The sequence below is a fragment of the Streptomyces sp. NPDC058145 genome, assembly GCF_042884245.1.
GTDB lineage: Bacteria > Actinomycetota > Actinomycetes > Streptomycetales > Streptomycetaceae > Streptomyces.
Genome location: NZ_JBHVUH010000003.1, coordinates 77,849 through 94,852 on the forward strand (window position 1 = coordinate 77,849; position 17,004 = coordinate 94,852).

At 72.4% G+C, this 17,004-nt stretch carries 18 protein-coding genes and 2 pseudogenes; 5 read left to right on the forward strand and 15 right to left on the reverse strand.

The genetic code is table 11. The annotated features are described in order from the left end of the window. Positions 1-14: 14 nt before the first annotated feature. Positions 15-1,460: an APC family permease gene (locus ACFVVO_RS07200; RefSeq protein ID WP_390052498.1), complete on the reverse strand. Its 1,446-nt coding sequence runs from the start codon at positions 1,458-1,460 to the stop codon at positions 15-17. A gap of 250 nt (positions 1,461-1,710) precedes the next feature. Between ACFVVO_RS07200 and ACFVVO_RS07205 the strand changes: the two genes are divergently transcribed. Beyond that, positions 1,711-4,437, forward strand: coding sequence for an exo-beta-D-glucosaminidase (locus ACFVVO_RS07205; RefSeq protein WP_390052499.1), 2,727 nt, complete (start codon positions 1,711-1,713; stop codon positions 4,435-4,437). Positions 4,438-4,466: 29 nt separating this feature from the next. Here the strand turns inward: ACFVVO_RS07205 and ACFVVO_RS07210 are convergent, their stop codons facing one another. The 10 genes from ACFVVO_RS07210 to ACFVVO_RS07255 all read right to left on the reverse strand — a co-directional run bounded on the left by ACFVVO_RS07210 (position 4,467) and on the right by ACFVVO_RS07255 (position 10,060). Next, positions 4,467-4,760 (reverse strand): gas vesicle protein K, encoded by a 294-nt coding sequence (locus ACFVVO_RS07210; protein WP_390052501.1) that lies wholly within the window; start codon positions 4,758-4,760, stop codon positions 4,467-4,469. After that, on the reverse strand, positions 4,757-5,005 hold the full coding sequence (locus ACFVVO_RS07215) for a gas vesicle protein (protein WP_390052502.1): 249 nt from the start codon (positions 5,003-5,005) through the stop codon (positions 4,757-4,759). Before ACFVVO_RS07215 ends, ACFVVO_RS07210 begins: the two co-directional genes overlap by 4 nt. Continuing rightward, on the reverse strand, positions 5,002-5,889 hold the full coding sequence (locus ACFVVO_RS07220) for a GvpL/GvpF family gas vesicle protein (protein ID WP_390052504.1): 888 nt from the start codon (positions 5,887-5,889) through the stop codon (positions 5,002-5,004). Before ACFVVO_RS07220 ends, ACFVVO_RS07215 begins: the two co-directional genes overlap by 4 nt. After that, entirely contained in the window at positions 5,886-6,242 is a 357-nt protein-coding gene (locus ACFVVO_RS07225; protein WP_390052505.1) for a gas vesicle protein, read from the reverse strand. The genes ACFVVO_RS07220 and ACFVVO_RS07225 overlap by 4 nt, the downstream gene beginning before the upstream one ends. A 16-nt stretch (positions 6,243-6,258) precedes the next feature. Next, the gene (locus ACFVVO_RS07230; RefSeq protein WP_390052507.1) at positions 6,259-6,516 is read right to left on the reverse strand and encodes a hypothetical protein; all 258 of its coding nucleotides are present in this window, start codon (positions 6,514-6,516) and stop codon (positions 6,259-6,261) included. A gap of 58 nt (positions 6,517-6,574) precedes the next feature. Continuing rightward, on the reverse strand, positions 6,575-6,856 hold the full coding sequence (locus tag ACFVVO_RS07235; protein ID WP_390052509.1) for a gas vesicle protein GvpG: 282 nt from the start codon (positions 6,854-6,856) through the stop codon (positions 6,575-6,577). Positions 6,857-6,860: 4 nt separating this feature from the next. Next, entirely contained in the window at positions 6,861-7,607 is a 747-nt protein-coding gene (locus ACFVVO_RS07240; RefSeq protein WP_390052511.1) for a GvpL/GvpF family gas vesicle protein, read from the reverse strand. Between the two features lie 2 nt (positions 7,608-7,609). Then, positions 7,610-8,143, reverse strand: a complete 534-nt coding sequence (gene gvpJ, locus ACFVVO_RS07245; RefSeq protein WP_390052512.1) for a gas vesicle protein GvpJ — start codon at positions 8,141-8,143, stop codon at positions 7,610-7,612. 36 nt (positions 8,144-8,179) lie between these two features. Further along, positions 8,180-8,500, reverse strand: coding sequence for a gas vesicle protein (locus tag ACFVVO_RS07250; RefSeq protein ID WP_390052514.1), 321 nt, complete (start codon positions 8,498-8,500; stop codon positions 8,180-8,182). Between the two features lie 111 nt (positions 8,501-8,611). Beyond that, complete coding sequence (locus ACFVVO_RS07255) at positions 8,612-10,060, reverse strand: hydrolase (protein WP_390052515.1); 1,449 nt, start codon at positions 10,058-10,060, stop codon at positions 8,612-8,614. A gap of 213 nt (positions 10,061-10,273) precedes the next feature. Between ACFVVO_RS07255 and ACFVVO_RS07260 the strand changes: the two genes are divergently transcribed. Then, positions 10,274-10,537: a GlsB/YeaQ/YmgE family stress response membrane protein gene (locus ACFVVO_RS07260; RefSeq protein ID WP_390052517.1), complete on the forward strand. Its 264-nt coding sequence runs from the start codon at positions 10,274-10,276 to the stop codon at positions 10,535-10,537. 7 nt (positions 10,538-10,544) lie between these two features. Here ACFVVO_RS07260 and ACFVVO_RS07265 read toward each other — a convergent pair whose 3' ends face one another. Further along, the gene (locus tag ACFVVO_RS07265) at positions 10,545-11,321 is read right to left on the reverse strand and encodes a GNAT family N-acetyltransferase (protein ID WP_390052519.1); all 777 of its coding nucleotides are present in this window, start codon (positions 11,319-11,321) and stop codon (positions 10,545-10,547) included. 116 nt (positions 11,322-11,437) lie between these two features. Between ACFVVO_RS07265 and ACFVVO_RS07270 the strand changes: the two are divergent. Beyond that, a pseudogene (locus ACFVVO_RS07270) lies at positions 11,438-11,548 on the forward strand (nucleoside deaminase); the annotation flags it as partial. A gap of 156 nt (positions 11,549-11,704) precedes the next feature. On the opposite strand, the gene ACFVVO_RS07275 reads toward ACFVVO_RS07270, so the two are convergent. Both ACFVVO_RS07275 and ACFVVO_RS07280 read right to left on the reverse strand, forming a co-directional pair. Then, positions 11,705-12,559 carry a GNAT family N-acetyltransferase gene (locus ACFVVO_RS07275; RefSeq protein ID WP_390052521.1) on the reverse strand — a complete coding sequence of 285 codons (855 nt, stop codon included), beginning with the start codon at positions 12,557-12,559 and terminating at the stop codon, positions 11,705-11,707. Positions 12,560-12,771: 212 nt separating this feature from the next. Next, a complete protein-coding gene (locus ACFVVO_RS07280; protein ID WP_390052523.1) occupies positions 12,772-13,425 on the reverse strand; it encodes a chaplin in 654 nt (217 codons plus the stop codon). Between the two features lie 307 nt (positions 13,426-13,732). Between ACFVVO_RS07280 and ACFVVO_RS07285 the strand changes: the two genes are divergently transcribed. Next, positions 13,733-15,382 (forward strand): alpha/beta hydrolase, encoded by a 1,650-nt coding sequence (locus ACFVVO_RS07285; protein ID WP_390052525.1) that lies wholly within the window; start codon positions 13,733-13,735, stop codon positions 15,380-15,382. A 130-nt stretch (positions 15,383-15,512) separates the two neighbouring features. Further along, the gene (locus ACFVVO_RS07290; RefSeq protein WP_390052526.1) at positions 15,513-16,034 is read left to right on the forward strand and encodes a DUF4232 domain-containing protein; all 522 of its coding nucleotides are present in this window, start codon (positions 15,513-15,515) and stop codon (positions 16,032-16,034) included. A 202-nt stretch (positions 16,035-16,236) separates the two neighbouring features. Here ACFVVO_RS07290 and ACFVVO_RS07295 read toward each other — a convergent pair. Beyond that, positions 16,237-17,004, reverse strand: a pseudogene (locus ACFVVO_RS07295) (alpha/beta fold hydrolase); the annotation flags it as partial.

Here is a 17,004-nt window from a genome sequence, read left to right on the forward strand (position 1 = left end):
CGGTCGACCGGGGTTCAGCCCACTTCGAGGGCCGGGTGTCCCCCCGTGTGCTCCTGCGGGGTCTCCTTCGGCCCGAAGGGCCACGACCGCTCCAGCCGTGCCCAGATCAGGAAGGCGACGCAGCCGAGGGCCAGCCAGGCCAGGGACCACTCGATGGGGTGGCGGCCCGGGGAGTTCTCGTCGGCGTACCCGTAGATCACGCACCAGCCGGTGAAGGCGACGGCTGCGGGCAGCGGGTAGAGCCACATCCGGTAGGGCCGGCGCAGGGTGGGCCGGCGTCTGCGCAGGACCGTCAGGGCCACGATCTGGGCCAGCGCCTGGACGATCACCATGACCGTGGTGAGCAGCTGGATCAGTGTCGCGAGGTCGGTGTGCCGGCCGATCAGGAAGCCGATCGCGGTGATCACCCCCATGGTCGCGAGCCCCAGCGCCGGGAACCGGTGCCTGGCGTGCAGCCTTTCGTACGGCCGGAAGAACACCCGGTCGCGGGCGGCGTCGTACGGCACCCGGGAGCCGCCGAGCAGGCCGGTGAAGACCGAGGCGAAGGCCGTGATCAGGATCAGCACGGTGACGGTGTCGGCGGCCCCCCTGCCCCAGGTCCGCTCCAGCACGGCGGAGGCCACGGAGGTGGAGGCGATGTCGTGCGGGTCGGTCATGCGGTGCCAGTCGACGACGCCCAGGGTGCCGATCTGCAGCAGCAGGTAGATCGCCATGATGCCGAGGATCGAGAAGATGATGGAGCGCGGCAGGGTCCGGCCGGGGTCCTTGATCTCGGCTCCCATGTAGGCGGTGGTGTTGTAGCCGAGGTAGTCGTAGATGCCGATGGTCAGGCCCGCCGCGAAGCCGGGCCAGAAGTGGTCAGAGGTGACGTCGAGGGCGTGCGCCGGGTAGGTGAAGGCCAGGTGCGGGCTGAAGCCGGTGGCCGCGGCGACGATCACCAGGAGCACCGAGGCGATCATCACGGTCCACATCACGGCGGTGATGCGGGCGATGTGCTCGATGCCGCGCCAGAGCAGGAGCACGACCAGGGCGATGACACCGAGGCCGACGAGGTCGCCGGAGGTCCGGCCGAGGCCGGGGGCGAGGTAGCCGAGGTACTGGACGAAGCCCACCACGCCGGTGGACATGATCAGCGGGATGAAGAGCATCGCCGTCCACACGAACAGGAACGGCATCAGACGGCCGGTGCGGTGCCGGAAGGCCTGGCGGAGGTAGACGTAGCTGCCGCCCGAACCGGGCATGGCGGCGCCCAGCTCGGCCCAGACCAGCCCGTCGCACAGGGCCAGCACGGCGCCCGCGACGAAACCGACGACCGCCTGAGGGCCGCCGAACGCGCTCACCATCAGCGGGATGGTCACGAACGGGCCGATGCCGCACATCTGGCTCATGTTGATGGCCGTGGCCTGGAAAGGGCCGACACGGCGGACGAAGCCACCCGTGGGTGGCGGGCTACCGGACATGGGGACTCCTGACGCGACGGGCGCGCGGACCGCGTGCGCGGCGGCGGTCCGCCCGGCCGGACTGGCTGGCGGATGAAGTTGTGCGGCCCTACGGCGCCGGACGGGCGACAGCCGAGCGGTTCGTGCCGCTCGTCAAGGCGGGCGGGGCCTACGGTCGTTGACGCGGCCCGCGCCGCGCCCTACCTTGAGCCAGGTTAGTAAAGTTTCCTGACTTTACTGGGCTCCTGACTTCACGAGGCTGGAGACCGCCGTGTTCGCTCGCCCCGCCCCCGGACGCCGGCCGGCCACGGCAGTCGTACTCCTGGGCCTGCTGGCCACGCTGTGCACCAGCGCCCGAGCCGCGACGGCGGACCGGAGTGCGGCGCCCCGCGAACAGCCGGCCGCGGTGACCCGCGTGCCCTCCGCGGCCGGCTCCGCCACCCCGCTCGCCGGGTACGCCATCCAGTCGACGGCGAAGGTGAGCGACCCGGCGGCGGCCGTCTCCTCCCCCGGCTACCGGGCCGCCGGCTGGCATCCGGCGGGCCCCCGGTCGACGGTCCTGGCCGCCCTGCTCGCCGACGGCGTGTACGCCGATCCCTTCCACTCCACCAACCTGACGAAGATCGCGCGGAAGGACTTCGACGTCCCCTGGTGGTACCGGTCCGACTTCACCGTCGAGGACACCGGCCGGCGCACCCACCTGGACTTCAGCGGGGTCGTCTCGGCGGCCGACGTCTACGTCAACGGCCACGCGGTGGCCGGAGCGGCGGACGTGACCGGCGCCTACACCCGTCACGAGCTGGACATCACCTCGCTGGTGCGGCCCGGCACCAACACGGTCGCGTTCCGGATCCGGCCCAACAACCCGGACGCCGACCTCACCATGGGCTGGCTCGACTGGCTCCAGCCGCCGCCCGACCGGAACATGGGCATCGTCCGTGACGTCCTGGTGCGCCGGGGTGGCCCGGTGGCGCTGCGCGACGCGCACGTGGTGACCCGGCTGGCGGTGCCGTCCCTCGCCACCGCCGACCTGACCGTCGAGGCGCGGGCCCGCAACGACTCCGCCGAGCCGGTCACCGCGGAGGTGACCGGCCATGTCGCCGGGAAGGCCTTCACCCGGAGCGTGCCGCTCGCCCCGCACGAGACGAAGGCCGTCACCTTCTCCCCCGCCGACGTCCCCTCTCTGCGCCTCGCCTCCCCCCGCGTGTGGTGGCCGGCCGGCATGGGCGAGCAGTCCCTGTACGACCTGGACCTCACCGCATCGGTGTCCGGCACGGCCTCGGACACCGCCCACGAGACCTTCGGCATCCGTGACGTCCAGGCCCCCCTCGACGCCGACGGCGCCCGCCAGTACCGGATCAACGGCCGCAGGCTGCTGATCAAGGGCGGCGGCTGGTCCCCGGACGAGTTCCTGCGCTGGGACCCCACCTATGCCGCGGACCGGCTCGAGTACGCCCGCGACCTCGGGCTCAACACCCTCCGGCTGGAGGGCCACATCGAGCCGGACGAGTTCTTCGACCTCGCCGACCGCTACGGCCTGCTCGCGCTGCCCGGCTGGGAGTGCTGCGACAAGTGGGAGGGGAACGTCAACGAGGACGGCTCCGGCGAGAAGTGGACCGACGCGGACCACCGGGTCGCCAAGGCGTCCATGGCCGCCGAGGCCGCCCGGCTGCGCGGTCACCCGAGCGTGATCTCGTTCCTGATCGGCAGCGACGCGGCTCCGGACGCGGAGATCGAGCGGAACTACCTGGACGCACTGAAGGCCGCCGACTGGCCCAACCCGGTGATCCCGGCCGCCTCCGAGAAGTCCTCACCGCAACTCGGCCGCTCGGGGATGAAGATGACCGGGCCGTACGACTGGGTCCCGCCCGGCTACTGGTACGCCAAGCGCGAGGGCGGGGCCACCGGCTTCAACTCCGAGACCAGCGCGGGCCCCGACATCCCGACCCTGGACACCCTGCGCCGGATGATGACCCCGGCCGAGCTCGACACCCTCTGGAAGGACCCGGGCGCCCGGCAGTACCACCGTTCCCCCTCGTCCGTCTTCGGCACGCTGAAGATCTACGACGCCGCCCTCACCGGCCGCTACGGCGCTCCGAAGGACCTGACCGACTACGTCCGCAAGGCGCAGCTCGCCCAGTACGAGAACGTCCGGGCCCAGTACGAGGCCTACGCGCGCAACGCCACGGACGCGGACAAGCCCGCCACCGGGGTGGTCTACTGGATGTTCAACAGCGGCTGGACGTCCCTGCACTGGCAACTGACGGACCGTTACCTGGACCAGGGCGGAGCCTACTTCGGCGCGAAGAAGGCGAACGAGCCGCTGCACATCCAGTACTCCTACGACGACCGTTCGGTCGTCGTCGTGAACGGCCGGCACGGCCCGGCCGGCCGGCTCACCGCCCGGGCCACGCTGTTCGACCCCGACGGCACGCAGAGGTACGACAGGTCCGTCGGCGACGTGTCCGTGGACGGCGACGGCGCGCGCCGCACCGCCCTCACCCTGCCCGCGTCGGTGAGCGGCCTGCCCTCCACATATCTGCTCCGGCTGACGCTGACCGACGAGGACGGCCGGGAGGTGAGCCGTAACGTCTACTGGCTCTCCACGGCACAGGACACGCTGGACTGGGCGCACACCGACTGGTACTACACGCCGACCAGCCGCTACGCCGACCTCAAGGGGCTCGCCTCGATGGCCCAGGTGCCGGTGGAGGCGACGGCCGCGACGAGGTCGTCCGGCGACACGTCCACGACGACGGTGACCCTGCGGCGCACCGGGAGCGGGAGGACGCCGTCCCTGTTCACGGACGTGCATGTGGTCGACGACCGGGGCCGGCCGGTGCTGCCGGTGCGGTGGTCGGACAACGAGGCCGGTCTCTGGCCGGGCGAGTCGGTGACGCTGACCGCCACCTACCGGACCGCCGATCTGCACGGCTCGGCGCCGCATGTGCGGGTGTCAGGATGGAACACCCCGGAGCGGACGCTGCCGGCCGGCTGACGCGGTCCCGGACGGCAGCGGCGCGGGGGTCAGGGACCGGGATCGGCCAGGAGCGGGCCGAGCGGGCCCAGGTCGAGGTTGAGGTCGGCTCGGCTCAGACCGTGCTGCGCGCACAGCTCGTCCATCCGCCGGTCCAGCAGCATCAGCGCGGTCCCGAGGCGGTCCTCCTGCTCGGCGCTCAGCGTCCCCTCGTCGAAGCGGCGCACGGCCTGACGTTCCATCAGCTGGCGCAGCAGCTCCACCACGGTCAGGACCAGAGCGGCCAGGTCGCCCGCGACCGCCTCGGGGTCGAGGTCCAGGGTGTGGGCGCGCGGCGTGGTCACAGCGGCCCGCTGTCCGGCCAGGGCGCCGGCACCCGGTCGCTGACCGACGCGAGGAGGGCGTGCAGGGAGATCCGCACCAGTGGCACGTCCGCGACCGCAAGGACCAGGTCGCCACTGATCACGACCCCGGTCCCCAGCACGCGGTCGAGCAGGTCGACGAGGGGCACTCCGATCGGCGCGTACGGTTCGGGCACTTCCCAGGGCACGGCCGCCGGGGCGGATTCGCGGTTCGCCGGTGCGGTCATGCGCGGCCCTCGTGCTCCGGGGTGGCCCCTTCCGGGTCCGCCAGGACGTCCCACTCCTGGTCGAGCCTCGCGAAGGAGTACGGGATCCAGGGCCCCGACGCGGTGACCTCGATCCCCGGGCGGGCCGGAACGGCGGCGAGCCGTGCCAGCGCCCCGGCGAAGCCCGCGCGTTCCGCGTCGTCGACGAGATAGGCGGCGTTCAGCAGCTGAGGGGTGGTCCGGCCGGTCAGCTGCTCGCTCTGCGTGCGGTGCCGGGTCGCGGCGACGGCGTACCGCCGCAGCTCCCGGTCGACCTCGTGGGCCCCGGCCAGGGCTCGCTCATGTGCCTCCGAGCGGGTGCGCTGTCGCGCGCTGACCCGGCTGAGGTAGGACCGCCCGCCGGCCGGGGCCTCCTCGGCGGCGCCGGAGCCCGCGCCACCGGGAGCGGACGCCTCTGCGGCGTGCACCTTGACCGACCACTCCGTGCGGCCGCGCAGCCGGTCCAGCAGGACACACAGATCCGCCTCCCGCCCGGACACGGCGCGCGCCGCGTTGAGGTCACCGAGGTAGAGGGTCGCCATCGGCAGGGGCACCACGGGGCCCGGCCGGGCGGCCGCCCCCACGCCCCGGTGATGGGCGAGGGCGCAACGCTCCAGCTCCTCCGGCCGGTTCAGCCGCTCCCCGAGCGAGGACGCGTCGAAGGCCGCGGCCGGGACGTCCTGGGCCACGAGCCAGAGGGGTCCGGCGGCCACCAGGCGCAGCGGACCGCCCTCGTCGTGGCCCGTCGTCGCGGTCAGCACGTCGGAGGACGGCGGGGTGCGGGTCACGGCGAACACATAGGTGAGGGTGTCCCGCGTGCTCTGCCGGCCGGCGGGGACGGTGGCGCGTGCCGGAGGCCGATTCACCGGACCTCCTCCCGGGAGGTGCCCAGCGCGTCGGTCTCGGTGCCCTCAAGGGCGTCCAGTCGCGCGCGCAGACGCTCGTTCTCCTCCGCCAGCACGTCGTGGGCGGCCCGCGAGGACAGTGCCGGATCGGTCTCCCACCAGTCGATGCCCGCCCTTCGGGCGGTGTCGACCGAGGCGATGAACAGCCGCAGACGGATGGTGAGCAGCTCGATGTCGAGCAGGTCGATCTTGATGTCGCCCGCAATCACGATGCCTTTGTCGAGGATACGTTCGAGCAGGTCCGCGAGGTTGGTGGTCGCGGGCACGTAATCCTGCGGCGCCGGATCGGTGTGCCAGGCGGAGACGTCGGTCACAGGGGCTCCAGGGATTTCAGCGTTGCCGGGCGACGCGGTCACGGAAGGCGTCGTCGTACTCGTCGGCGGTCTCGTCCTCTTCGTTCTCTTCGTTCTCTTCGCCCTCGCCGTACTCGTCCTCTTCGTCGTACGCGTCGCGGTACTCGTCCTCTTCGCCGTCCTCCTCGGAGCACGCCTCCTCGTGCGTGCGGACGACCTCGCCGTCGCGGATCTCACCGTGCCAGCCCTCCACCTCCTCGTCCCCGTGCCGTACGGCGCACCGGCGGACCGGCACGGTCCCGGGCGCACGGCGGGGCGGTGAGCCCTCGTCCGCGTCTCCGCCGCGTCGTCGCTCACCCGCGCCTCCCCCGCGCGGAGCCGGTGGGCCCCGGCGCATGGCCCATGGGGCGCGCCGGATCGTCGAGAAGACCGAGCAGCCGCTCCTCCTCCTGCTCGAAGGCCGCCTCGTCGACGACGCCGTCGTCGAGGTCCCGGTTGAGCTGGGCCAGCCGTGCCTGCACCGCACGCGGGTCGTGGGTCTGACGCCGGGCTTCGTGCAGCAGATGGTCGGCGACCCACACCGTGCCGCGTACCGGAGCCAGGGGCAGCAGCAGGAGTCCGCTCACGATGCCCATCGCTTCACCGCCCGGCCGGCGCGGGGCGCGTCTCGACGAAGCTGTAGCACGGCAGGGGGCCGGTCACACTCAGCGCCAGCCGGTCCCCGAAGCCTCGCGCCTGCGCGGCCGCCGCTTGCCTGAACCGCTCCTCGTCGGCGGAGCGCAGCAGGAAGGAGGCGCTCAGCACCAGTTCGTCGTCGAGCGGTCCCTGGGCCGTTCGCACCGCCAGCGGCGCCAGGCGGGCCAGGACCTCCTGCGCCGCACGCCGGGCCTCGCGCCGGACACTGCGGGCGAGGGCCTCGCCCAGCCGTACGTTGGCCTCGTAGTCGGGTCTGCGTCGCGTCCGGCGGGCCAGATCACGCAGCTTCTCGTCCCGGCGCACGAGATCGGCGAAGAAGCCGGACACGACCGAGCCCTTGACGTTCATCTCCACACAGCCCCGCACGGTGTCGAGCTGTGCCGACAGACGGCCCTGGTCGGCGCGCAGCTGCGCCCGCAGGGTGGCGGGATCGGGGCTGACGACCGCGAACCTCATGGGCAGGACGGGGCCCTGCGCGGTGAGTTCGCCGAGCACCGCCTGGTGGGCCGTCAGGTCGCGGCGCCGGGCACGGACCTGTTCGGGCGGGTCGGAGACCGCGGCGCACAGACCGGACTCGGTGAGCAGCCGTACCTGGGCCCCGCCCACGCCCGGCGTGTGCGGGGCCCGTACACCGGCGTGCGCGATGCCGTACACGTAGAGCGTGCCCTGGGTGGTGGCGGTGTCCGTCACGGTCAGTCCTCTCTGGCGGGGCGTCGGGAGCGCGGACGGGGCCGCTCGTCGTCATCGCGGCGCCGGCCCGTACCGCCGCGTCCCTCCTCCGGCGGCCGGCGCAGCGGCCGCTTCCGTTCCGGCTCGCGAGTGCCTCGGGCCCTCCTGGGCTCCTCCTCCAGCTCCTCCGACTCCTCCGGTTCCTCGGATTCCTCCGGGGTGAGGATGTCCCGCACCTTCGAGGTCAGCGAGCGGGCGGTTCGCCTGGCACCCGCCCTGGCCACGGTCTTGGCGGCCCCTCCTCCGAACAGCTCGGGCACGGTCTTGCTGCGCACGTCGTGCTCCAGGTCGAGTCGGTTGCACGCCTCGGCGAAGCGCAGATAGGTGTCCACGCTGGCGACCACGATCCGGGCGTCCACCTTGAGGATCTCGATCCCGACCAGGGAGACGCGCACGAAGACATCGATCACCATGCCGCGGTCGAGGATGAGTTCGAGGACGTCGTAGAGGGTTCCGGCGCGAGGCGCGCAGACTATTTCGTCGTCGTAGGTGATCATGCGGCGGTCCTTCCGGATACGAGCCCGACGGGCTGATCACTGATCCTGGGCACCGCGCCGGTAGCGCGCGACCCGGCGGTACTGCAGCAGCTCGCCCGCCGAGTCCAGCTCGACCTCGTAGGTGGCGAGCAGACTGGTCGTGTCGGGGATGCGGGCCAGCTCCAGTACGTCGACGTTGACGATCCAGCCGCCGTCCTCGCTGCGGCTCACCGCGGAGACGCCCTCCAGGCGGTGGCTGATCAGCTCGGTCAGCTCGTCGGCGGCGATCCGTGCGGCGTCCTGGGCGCCGCGGGGTTCGCGCCTGCGCGCCGTGGTCGAAGCCGTGCCGCCACGCCGTCGCCCGCCAGGTTCTGTCATGCTGCCCACTCTGACCGCAGGGGGTGGTGAGCGCTTGTGGGGTTGGGCCGTCCGGTAGACAGCACTGTGGGCCCGGCACCAGGTGCCGGGCCCATGGTGTCGCTGAAGGGGTCAGCTCACGTTGAGCGCGGTGTCGTCGACGACGAACGACGTCTGCAGGGTGGAGCCCTCGGTGCCGGTGAACTTGACCGTGACCGTCTGGCCCGCGTAGCCCGCGAGGCTGAAGCCGCGCTGGGTGTAGCCGTTCGCCGCGTTCAGGTTCGAGTACGTGGCGAGGGTGGAGAGCACCGTGCCACCGCTGTTGAGGACCTGCGCCTTCAGGGTGTCGTAGGCCGTGGAGGTGGTGGTCTCGGCGGTGTCGATGTGGAGGTAGAAGCTCAGGTTGGCGTTCGTGCATCCGGCGGGGATGGTCACCGTCTGCGCGAGCGTGTCGGTGTGGGCGGAGCCGTAGCCGCTCAGCCAGGCCTTGTAGGAGCCGGTGCGGGCGGCCTCGCCGGAGTCGTTGGTGATGACACCGCTGGACGCGGTCCAGGAGGCGGCGCCGGACTCGAAGCCGTTGTTGCCGAGCAGCTGGGCGGCGGTGCAGGTGCCGGTGCCGCCACCGCCTCCCGTGGTGCCGGAACCGGCCAGCCAGGCGGTGGCGTTGAGGGCGAGGGCCGCGTTGGTGGCGCCGGTGTCGTTCCAGCCGTCGTACAGGGTGTTCCCGGACTGGCCGGTGCCGTCGTCGATGGGCGAGCTGTCACCCCAGAAGGCGACCCGGCCGCTGCCGAAGGTGCTGGTGAGGAAGAAGGCGCCGGTGTTCCCGGAGTAGCCGGTGCGGTAGAGCAGGCCCTTGACGCTCGAGTTGTCGGCGGGCTTGAGGGTGGCCGTCGTGCCGCTGGCGATCAGGCTCTTGCTGACCGTGCCGAACGAGCCGTGCAGGACCGGGTCGGTGCTGTCGCTGATCGCCGAGGGGTAGTCCGAACTGATGCTCAGCGAGTCGATGGAGAAGCCGAACGGGTCGGTGGAGTCCACGCTGTTGTTGGTCATCAGGTCGTTGAGGATCTCGACCGCGTCCTGGCCGTCGTTGTTGCGGTCGGCGCCGGTGTGGTCGGAGATCATGAACAGGCCGCCGCCGTTCTTCACGAAGTTCATGATCGCCGTCTTCTCGGCGGTCGTGAACAGCGTGTTGGGCTCGGGCAGCACCAGGGTGTCGAAGTTCGACAGGTCGGTGGTCGACGAGCCGCCGTAGCTCAGACTGGAGCCGGACGGCAGTGTCTTCAGGCTGTAGCCGCCGGCCTTCTGCAGGGAAACGCCCCAGGAGGACAGGGCGCCGGTCCAGTCGGTCTCCGCGGACGGGGTGGAGTCCTGGCCGAGCGGGTCGGGCTGGCTGGTGGAGATGATCCAGTCCGCGTTGCCCGCCGTCTCGGCATGGGCGTTGTCGAACAGGATCCGGTGCGTGGTGGCCGCGTGGGCGGGGGCGGATGCGGCGCCGAACTGCAGTGCCGCTGCGGTGACGAGCAGTCCGAGTCCGGCCAGCGCGGTGGTGAGCGAGCGGGGGGATCTCCTCGATCCGAACATCCGGCGAACCTCCATGGGAGTGGGGAGAGGCGGTGGGGGCGCCTTGTCTGCGCGCGTAGAGCACGCATGAGGGTTCTACACGCGTCGATTGATTGAAAGGTACATGGCATAAAGGTCCGGTGAACAGAAAGTCCCGGCAATGACCGCGCCGGCGTGCATCCGGCGGCAGCGGGCAGACGGCACATCGGCGGGGGCGACAACCGAGGGGCTGACATGGAGATATCAGGCATCATCAGTGCCATCGTCATCGGCGTCATCATCGGTGTGCTGGGCCGGCTCGTCGTACCCGGGCGGCAGCACATCGGCATCCTGTGGACCCTCGTGGTCGGCATCGTGGCCGCGCTGGTGGGCTCGGCGATCGCCGCCGGCATCGGGGTCGCGGACACCAAGGGGCCCGACTGGATCGAGTGGCTCATCCAGATCGCCCTGGCGGCCGTGGGCGTGGCCGCGCTGGACCGGGCCAGGGCCCACCGCTGAGCGGCGGTCAGCTTCCGTACAGGTAGGGCGTCGTGGTGCTGAGCGCGTGGAAGCCGAGGCGTTCCAGGATCGGGCGGCTCATCGGTGAGGCGTCGACCTGGAGGTAGCGGTAGCCCCGGGCGGCGGCGACGCGGGCCCGGTGGGCGACCAGGGCGCGGTAGACGCCCCGGCCCCGCCAGGCCTCCACGGTGCCGCCGCCCCAAAGGCCCACGAAGCGGGCGCCGGGCACCAGTTCCATGCGGGCCGAGCAGACCGGCTCGTCCCCGGCGAGCGCCACCACGGCGACGACCGTGCCAGGGTCGGCGGCCAGCCGGGCCAGCAGCTGGTGGCGCAACCGGGTGCCGTCGGTGCCGAAGGCCGACTCGTGCACCTTCACCACGAGTTCGACGCCGGCCGCGTCGGTGGCCTGGACGACCCGGATCCCGTCGGGTGTTCCGGGATCCAGGGCCAGTCGGCCGGCCTCACCGACCAGCAGTGTCTCCTCGGGCTCGGCCCGGAAGCCGGCCGCGGTGAGGCGGGCGCCGAGGTCCGCCGGCCGGTCGTGGCCGTACAGCTTCCACTCGAAGTCCAGGCCCAGGCCGGTGAAGTGGGCGATCTGTTCGCCGATCACACGGTCCGCCGTCGCCTCGTCCAGGCCGGACCAGAGAACCCCGCTCCAGCCGTGCGCGTCGCCGGTCTGGCGCACCACGGCACCGGCCCGCTCGATCCGGGCACCGGGCCCGTCGGGGCGGGCGCCCTCGCGCATGTCCCGGTCGTACAGGGCGAGCACCGCGGCATGATCCATGCCCCCACTCCAGCACCGGCTTCCCCTCCGGGGCAACGGGGTTTTCCGGTCGCCGGGAGCGGGCGGGGCCCGTGGCGTGCCACGCCGGGGCTGTCGGGTGAGGAGGGCCGGAGGTCATGGTGACGGACGGCGAGCTGCGCGATCTGCGCCGTTGCGTGGAACTCGCGTGCGAGGCGCTGGAGTCCGGCGACGAGCCGTTCGGGTCGGTGTGCCGCTGGGGCCGGGGTCGCCGAGAGCAGGTGCCGCGTGAGCCGGGCGCCGTGCCGACCGGGTCTCGCGCCGGCCGGTGCTGCGCCGCGCGGGCCGGCGTGCAGCGCGGGCCGGGGCCGCTTGAGCCGGGGTGCCGCGTCAGCCGGTGACGTGCGGGCAGCGTGCCGCGCGGGTCAGCCGAGTTCGAGTGTGGTCACGCCGAACACCCGTTCCTGGGCGTGGGCGCGGACCGGCCCGGTGTACATGCGGGCCGTCTCGAACGAGGCACTGAAGCCGGCCTCCTCGACGAGTGCGATCGCGGCTGTGTTCGGCTCGGGCACGTCGACGGCGACCGCGCGGCCGGCGGCGTCGGCGGTGAGGGCGGCGAACAGCGCCCGGGCGTCGGCGGCGGTGTCGGCGAAGAGGGGGCCGATGCGGAGGGTGTCGCGGCCGGGGCGGATCACTCCGTAGCCTGTGAGCCGGTCGCCGATGTGGCGGACGAAGGCACGGTGGCCTGGGCCGGTGAGCCACTCGGCGAGGAAGCGGGGGCGGTCGGCGGGCGTGCAGAGGGCGTCGTACGCGGTGATGGCGGGCAGGTCGGCGGGGCTCGCGGGGCGGACGCCCGCGGGTGATCCGGTGCCGGGCGCGACGCCGGTGAACCGGACGGTGCGGTGGGCGGGTTCGAAGCCGGACTGGCGGTAGTTGTCCTGCTGGGCGACGACTCCGTCGAGGCCGACGGTGCGGTTCCCGGCATGGGCCAGGGCGGTCTTCCAGGTGGTCAGGCCGTGGCCGTGGCCGCGCAGGTCCGGGCGGACGAGGTAGCAGCCGAGGAAGGCGTAGCCGGAGCCGTAGGTGACGACGGAGATGGCCGAGACGGGCTCCCCGTCGATCCGGCCGAGGAAGAAGCCGTCGGGATCCTGGGCGAAGAAGGCGGGCCCGTCGGACAGCCCGGGGTTCCAGCCCTCGGCCGCCGCCCACTCGCTGATCACCGGCCAGTCGGCGAGCGTGGCCTGGGTGACGACGAGGTCCTGCGGGGCCGGTGAGGTCATCGGTGCGCTCCACTGTCCGTGAGGTTCGGGCTGCCGTACGGCGCGGCGCTCGGCCGCGCACCGGGCATCCTTCCCGATCACCCCGGGCCCGCGCCATGCCGGGACCGGCCGTGGCGCGGTTCCCAACCGGCTTTCGGACAGTCGCTGTCGGGACCGGGACAGCGGTGAGCCCCACCGGGCCGGCGTCCGGTGGGGCCTTACTACCGATGGGGTCAGCGCATGCGGCTCGGCCGGAAGCGGCGGTACAGGACCGTTCCGGTGAGCAGCAGAGCCGCGCTGCCGGCGACCGCGGGCGCCATCATGTCCGCTCCGGTGTGGGCCAGGGTGGCCACGGAGGGCTCCGGAGCGGCCTGCGGGGTGTGCGGGGCCGGGTGGGACTTGACCGGAGTCGTGCGGGTCGGCTCCGGCGTGGTGGTCACCGGCGTGTCCGAGTGGTGGTTGGAGGAGTGGTTGCGCACCGCGGGGTTGCCCACGCCCACCACGTTCACCGAGTTGCCGGTGACGTTCACCGGCACGTGCACGGGGAGCTGGATGCTGTTGCCGGAGATCACTCCCGGCGAGTCCTTGCTGCCGCCGCGCGCGGAGGCACCGCCCCTGGACGAGGAGGAACCGGCCCTGTCCGAGCCGTCCTCGTCACCGCCGTTCCTGCAGGCGTTGCCCGCCGTGGGGTTGAGCAGTCCCACGACGTTCACGGTGTTGCCGCACACGTTCAGCGGGATGTGCACCGGGACCTGGATGGTGTTGCCGGAGATCACCCCGGGCGAACCGGTCGCCGCACCGTCGGCGGAGGCCCCGTCGGCCGCGAACGCAGCGGACACCGGCATCGCCACGGCCATCGCGCCTGAGGCGGCAACGACAGCGATCACACCGTTTCGGGTAGCCCGTCTCATGGATTTCCCTGCTTTCTAGACATCGTCGCGGGCACTTGCCCACACCGGATAGAACGCAGACGAACCATCGGGGTTATGGCGTATCAGTCTTTCACCCCATTGAGCGACATGATCTTTCGAGTCGCACGTAAAGTTTCGAATAGTCATCGATCGTCGCAGAAAGTGCGAAGAATAGATCATCGACAGTCGTGCCGCTCGCCCGGAGGCGGCCCTTCCGGAGCCCGCTTATGGTGAGCGAGGGCGCCGCCCGGTCCCCGTCGGGTGCGCCCCCGGGAGGCGAACGATGCTGGCCAAGCTGTCCACCCGGCCCGCCGCGCGGAAGTGCGCGGGCGCCGGCGCGCTGACCCTGGCGCTGCTCGGGTCCGGGCTGCCCGCGGCGGCGGCCGACGAGCCGCGGCCCGGCCTGTCCCGCTTCTACGGGCAGAAGGTGGCATGGGCGGCCTGTGACGGCGCGGACATGCCCAGAGACCTGCAGTGCGGGAAGGTGACCGTCCCGCTCGACTACGCCCACCCCGGCGCCGGCACGCTCGACGTGGCGCTGGCCCGCTACCGGGCCACAGGCGGATCGCGGGGCTCGGTACTGCTGAACTTCGGCGGTCCCGGCGGCTCCGGCGTGCATGAACTCGCGCTGGGTGGTAAGCCGTTCATGGGCCTGACCAACGGCTACGACGTGGTCACCTTCGATCCGCGCGGGGTCGGCCGGTCCTCCCCCGTCAGCTGCGGCGAGGGCGGCGACCAGACCTCGGTGGCGACGGGCCAGACCCTCGACATCACCCGGCCCCAGTCCCTGCTGAAGCGGTTGCGGCAGGCCGCTGACCAGTGCGCCCGGAACTCCGGCCCGGTGCTGCGGCACATAGGCACCATGGACGCCGCCCGCGACCTGGACGTCATACGCCAGGCACTCGGCGACAAGAAGCTCAACTACCTGGGCTTCTCCTACGGAACACGGCTCGGCGCGGTGTACGCGGCGCAGTTCCCGCACAGGGTCGGCCGGATGACCCTGGACGGTGTCGACACCCTGACCGAACCACTGTCCGAACAGGGTGTCGCGGGCGCCGAGGGGCTGCAGACGGCGCTGGACGACTTCCTGGACTGGTGCACGACGGACATCGCCTGTCCGTTCGGGCGGGACCGGCGCATGGCCGGGAGCCAGGTGCTCCGTCTGGTGCGCTCGCTCGACGAGGACCCGGTGCCCACGGACTTCGGCGGCGCCTTCTCCGGGCAGGACCTGGCGGGCGCCATCGGAACCGCCCTGTACAGCGAGGAGCTGTGGCCCACCCTGGAACGCGCGCTCGCCTCGCTGGTCGACGACGGCGACACCCGGGGCGTGCTCAGCTTCTCCGCCGGCGCCTTCTGGCCGGGCGGCGGCTTCACCCCGCCCGTCCGGCGGCCCGGACCCGCCCAGGGGCCGGCGGTGGACAAGCGGGACGGCGGGCTCGTGAACTCCGACGACGTCCCGGCCGACAACCTGCCGGCCGCACTGCTGGCGATCAACTGCGCGGACGACCCCGACCGGCCCACCGACGCACAGCTCACCAAGGACCTGAAGAGCCTGCGGGCCGCCTACGACCAGGCCTCACCGGTCTTCGGCCGGTTCAAGCTCACCCAGCTCCTCATGTGCTACGGCCGCCCCAGGGGCACGGACTTCATCCGCGACCGGGTGAAGGACGTCGACACGGCGAAGATGCTGCTGGTCGGCACGCGCGGCGACCCGGCGACGCCGTACCGCTGGACCGAGGAGACGGCCCGGCGGCTCGGCACGGCGGCCGTCGTGCTGGACAACAGGAGTGAGGGGCACACCGGCTACTCGTCGTCCAAGTGCGTGCACCGCAAGGTCGACGACTTCCTGCTGTACGGCTCCCTGCCGGCCGACGGCAGTTCCTGCCCGGCGGACCGGAAGGGCTGGAGTCCCACGTCCGGCACCGCCCACTGACGACGGACATGGAGCGAACGGGTGACAGGGGCGATCGCGGCGCAACCTCCCGGCCGCCCGGCTCGTCACATCCGACAAGGCGCGCCCCGGCCCGCCGTACCGCACCCGACCATGACAGGGGGAGCCCGCCATGCACATCCGAGCCGCCGTCGCCGTACCCGCCGTCTGCGCCGCCGCCGCACTGCTGTGCGCCGCACCGCAGAGCCAGGCGGCCGCCCAGCAGGCCGGGCCCGCCCGCTGTGCGGAACGGGCCCTGACCGTACGGGCGAAGGCCGCGTCCGCCGATCCTTCCGTGCTGCGCGTGGCCGTGACCAATCGCGGGGGCCACGCCTGTGTGGTGGACCGGGTGCCCACGATCACGTTCGGCGACCTGGACGGGGCCGCGCTGCCGGTGCCCGAGGGCGGCAGCGGCACGTACGCGCTCAAGGCGGGCAGGACGGCGTACGCGGCCGTGCGCACCATCGCCGACCCGGTGGATCCCGAGGCCCGCCGGACGGGCTCGGTCACGGTGGCCGCGTCGGCGTCCCAGTGGGGCCGCTCCTTCACCGCCGCCCAGTTGGGCACCGGGAACGAGGTGCTGGTGTGGGAGCCGGTGACGACGAGGTGGCAGCCGACGGCGGCGGCCGCGGACCGGGCTCTCGGCGTCGGCTGAGACCCGCTCCGGGCGCGCGGCCGCTCCCGGGCCGGCGCTACGGCTGTGTGGTCGCCGCGGGCTTCGCCGGCTGTGCCGTCTCCTCGGACTTCGGGGTCTCCTCGGGCGGCTCGCTCTCCGCAGGCTGCGGGGTCTCCTCGGGATTCTCGTTCTCCGCAGGCTTCGGGGTCTCCTCGGGCTGCTCGGCCTCCGCAGGCTTCGGGGTCAGGAACATGTCCAGGACCGCGGTCAGTTCGGCCGGCTTCTCCACCGGCAGTTCATGGCCCGCGTCGATGATGCGGACGACCGCGTCCGGGTAGGCCTTGGCCAGCCGCAGCATCTGCCGCACGGGCAGCTGGATGTCGTGGTAGCCGTGCACCATCAGGGTGGGCGTGCGGATCTCACCGGCCCGGTCGAGGACGTCGAAGGCGCGCATGGCGCCGTACAGCGTCATGACGACCTCGCGCGGGGTCTCCGCGGAGGCGCGGATGTACTCGCGGACCTCCTCGCGCGGATGGCCCGGCGCGAAGGCCCGCTGGATGTTGGCCGCGATGAACAGCTTGTACGGTGCCAGCGTGGAGGCCGCCATGAGAAGTCCCCGGCCACGGCTGTAGGTCATCCGGCCGATGGAGTTGACCAGCACCATCCGTTCGACCCGCTCGGGGTGGGACAGGGCGATGGTCTGGGAGATCATCCCGCCCATGGAGTGGCCGACCAGCACGAACCGCTCGACCTCGAGGTGGTCGAGGAGCGCCAGGACGTCCGTCGCCAGCTCCGCGACCGTCCGCACCCCGGCCCCGGTGCTCTCCCCGTGCCCGCGCAGGTCCAGCCGGATCACCCGCCGGCCGGCCGAGAAGTGCGCCACCTGGTGGTCCCAGCGGTGCCGGTTCGCGGTCCAGCCGTGCACGAAGACCAGGGGCACCGCCGCGCCGTCGCGGGGGCCCTCGTCGTCGTACGTCAGTACGGCGCCGGCGACGTCGAGCTGGGGCAT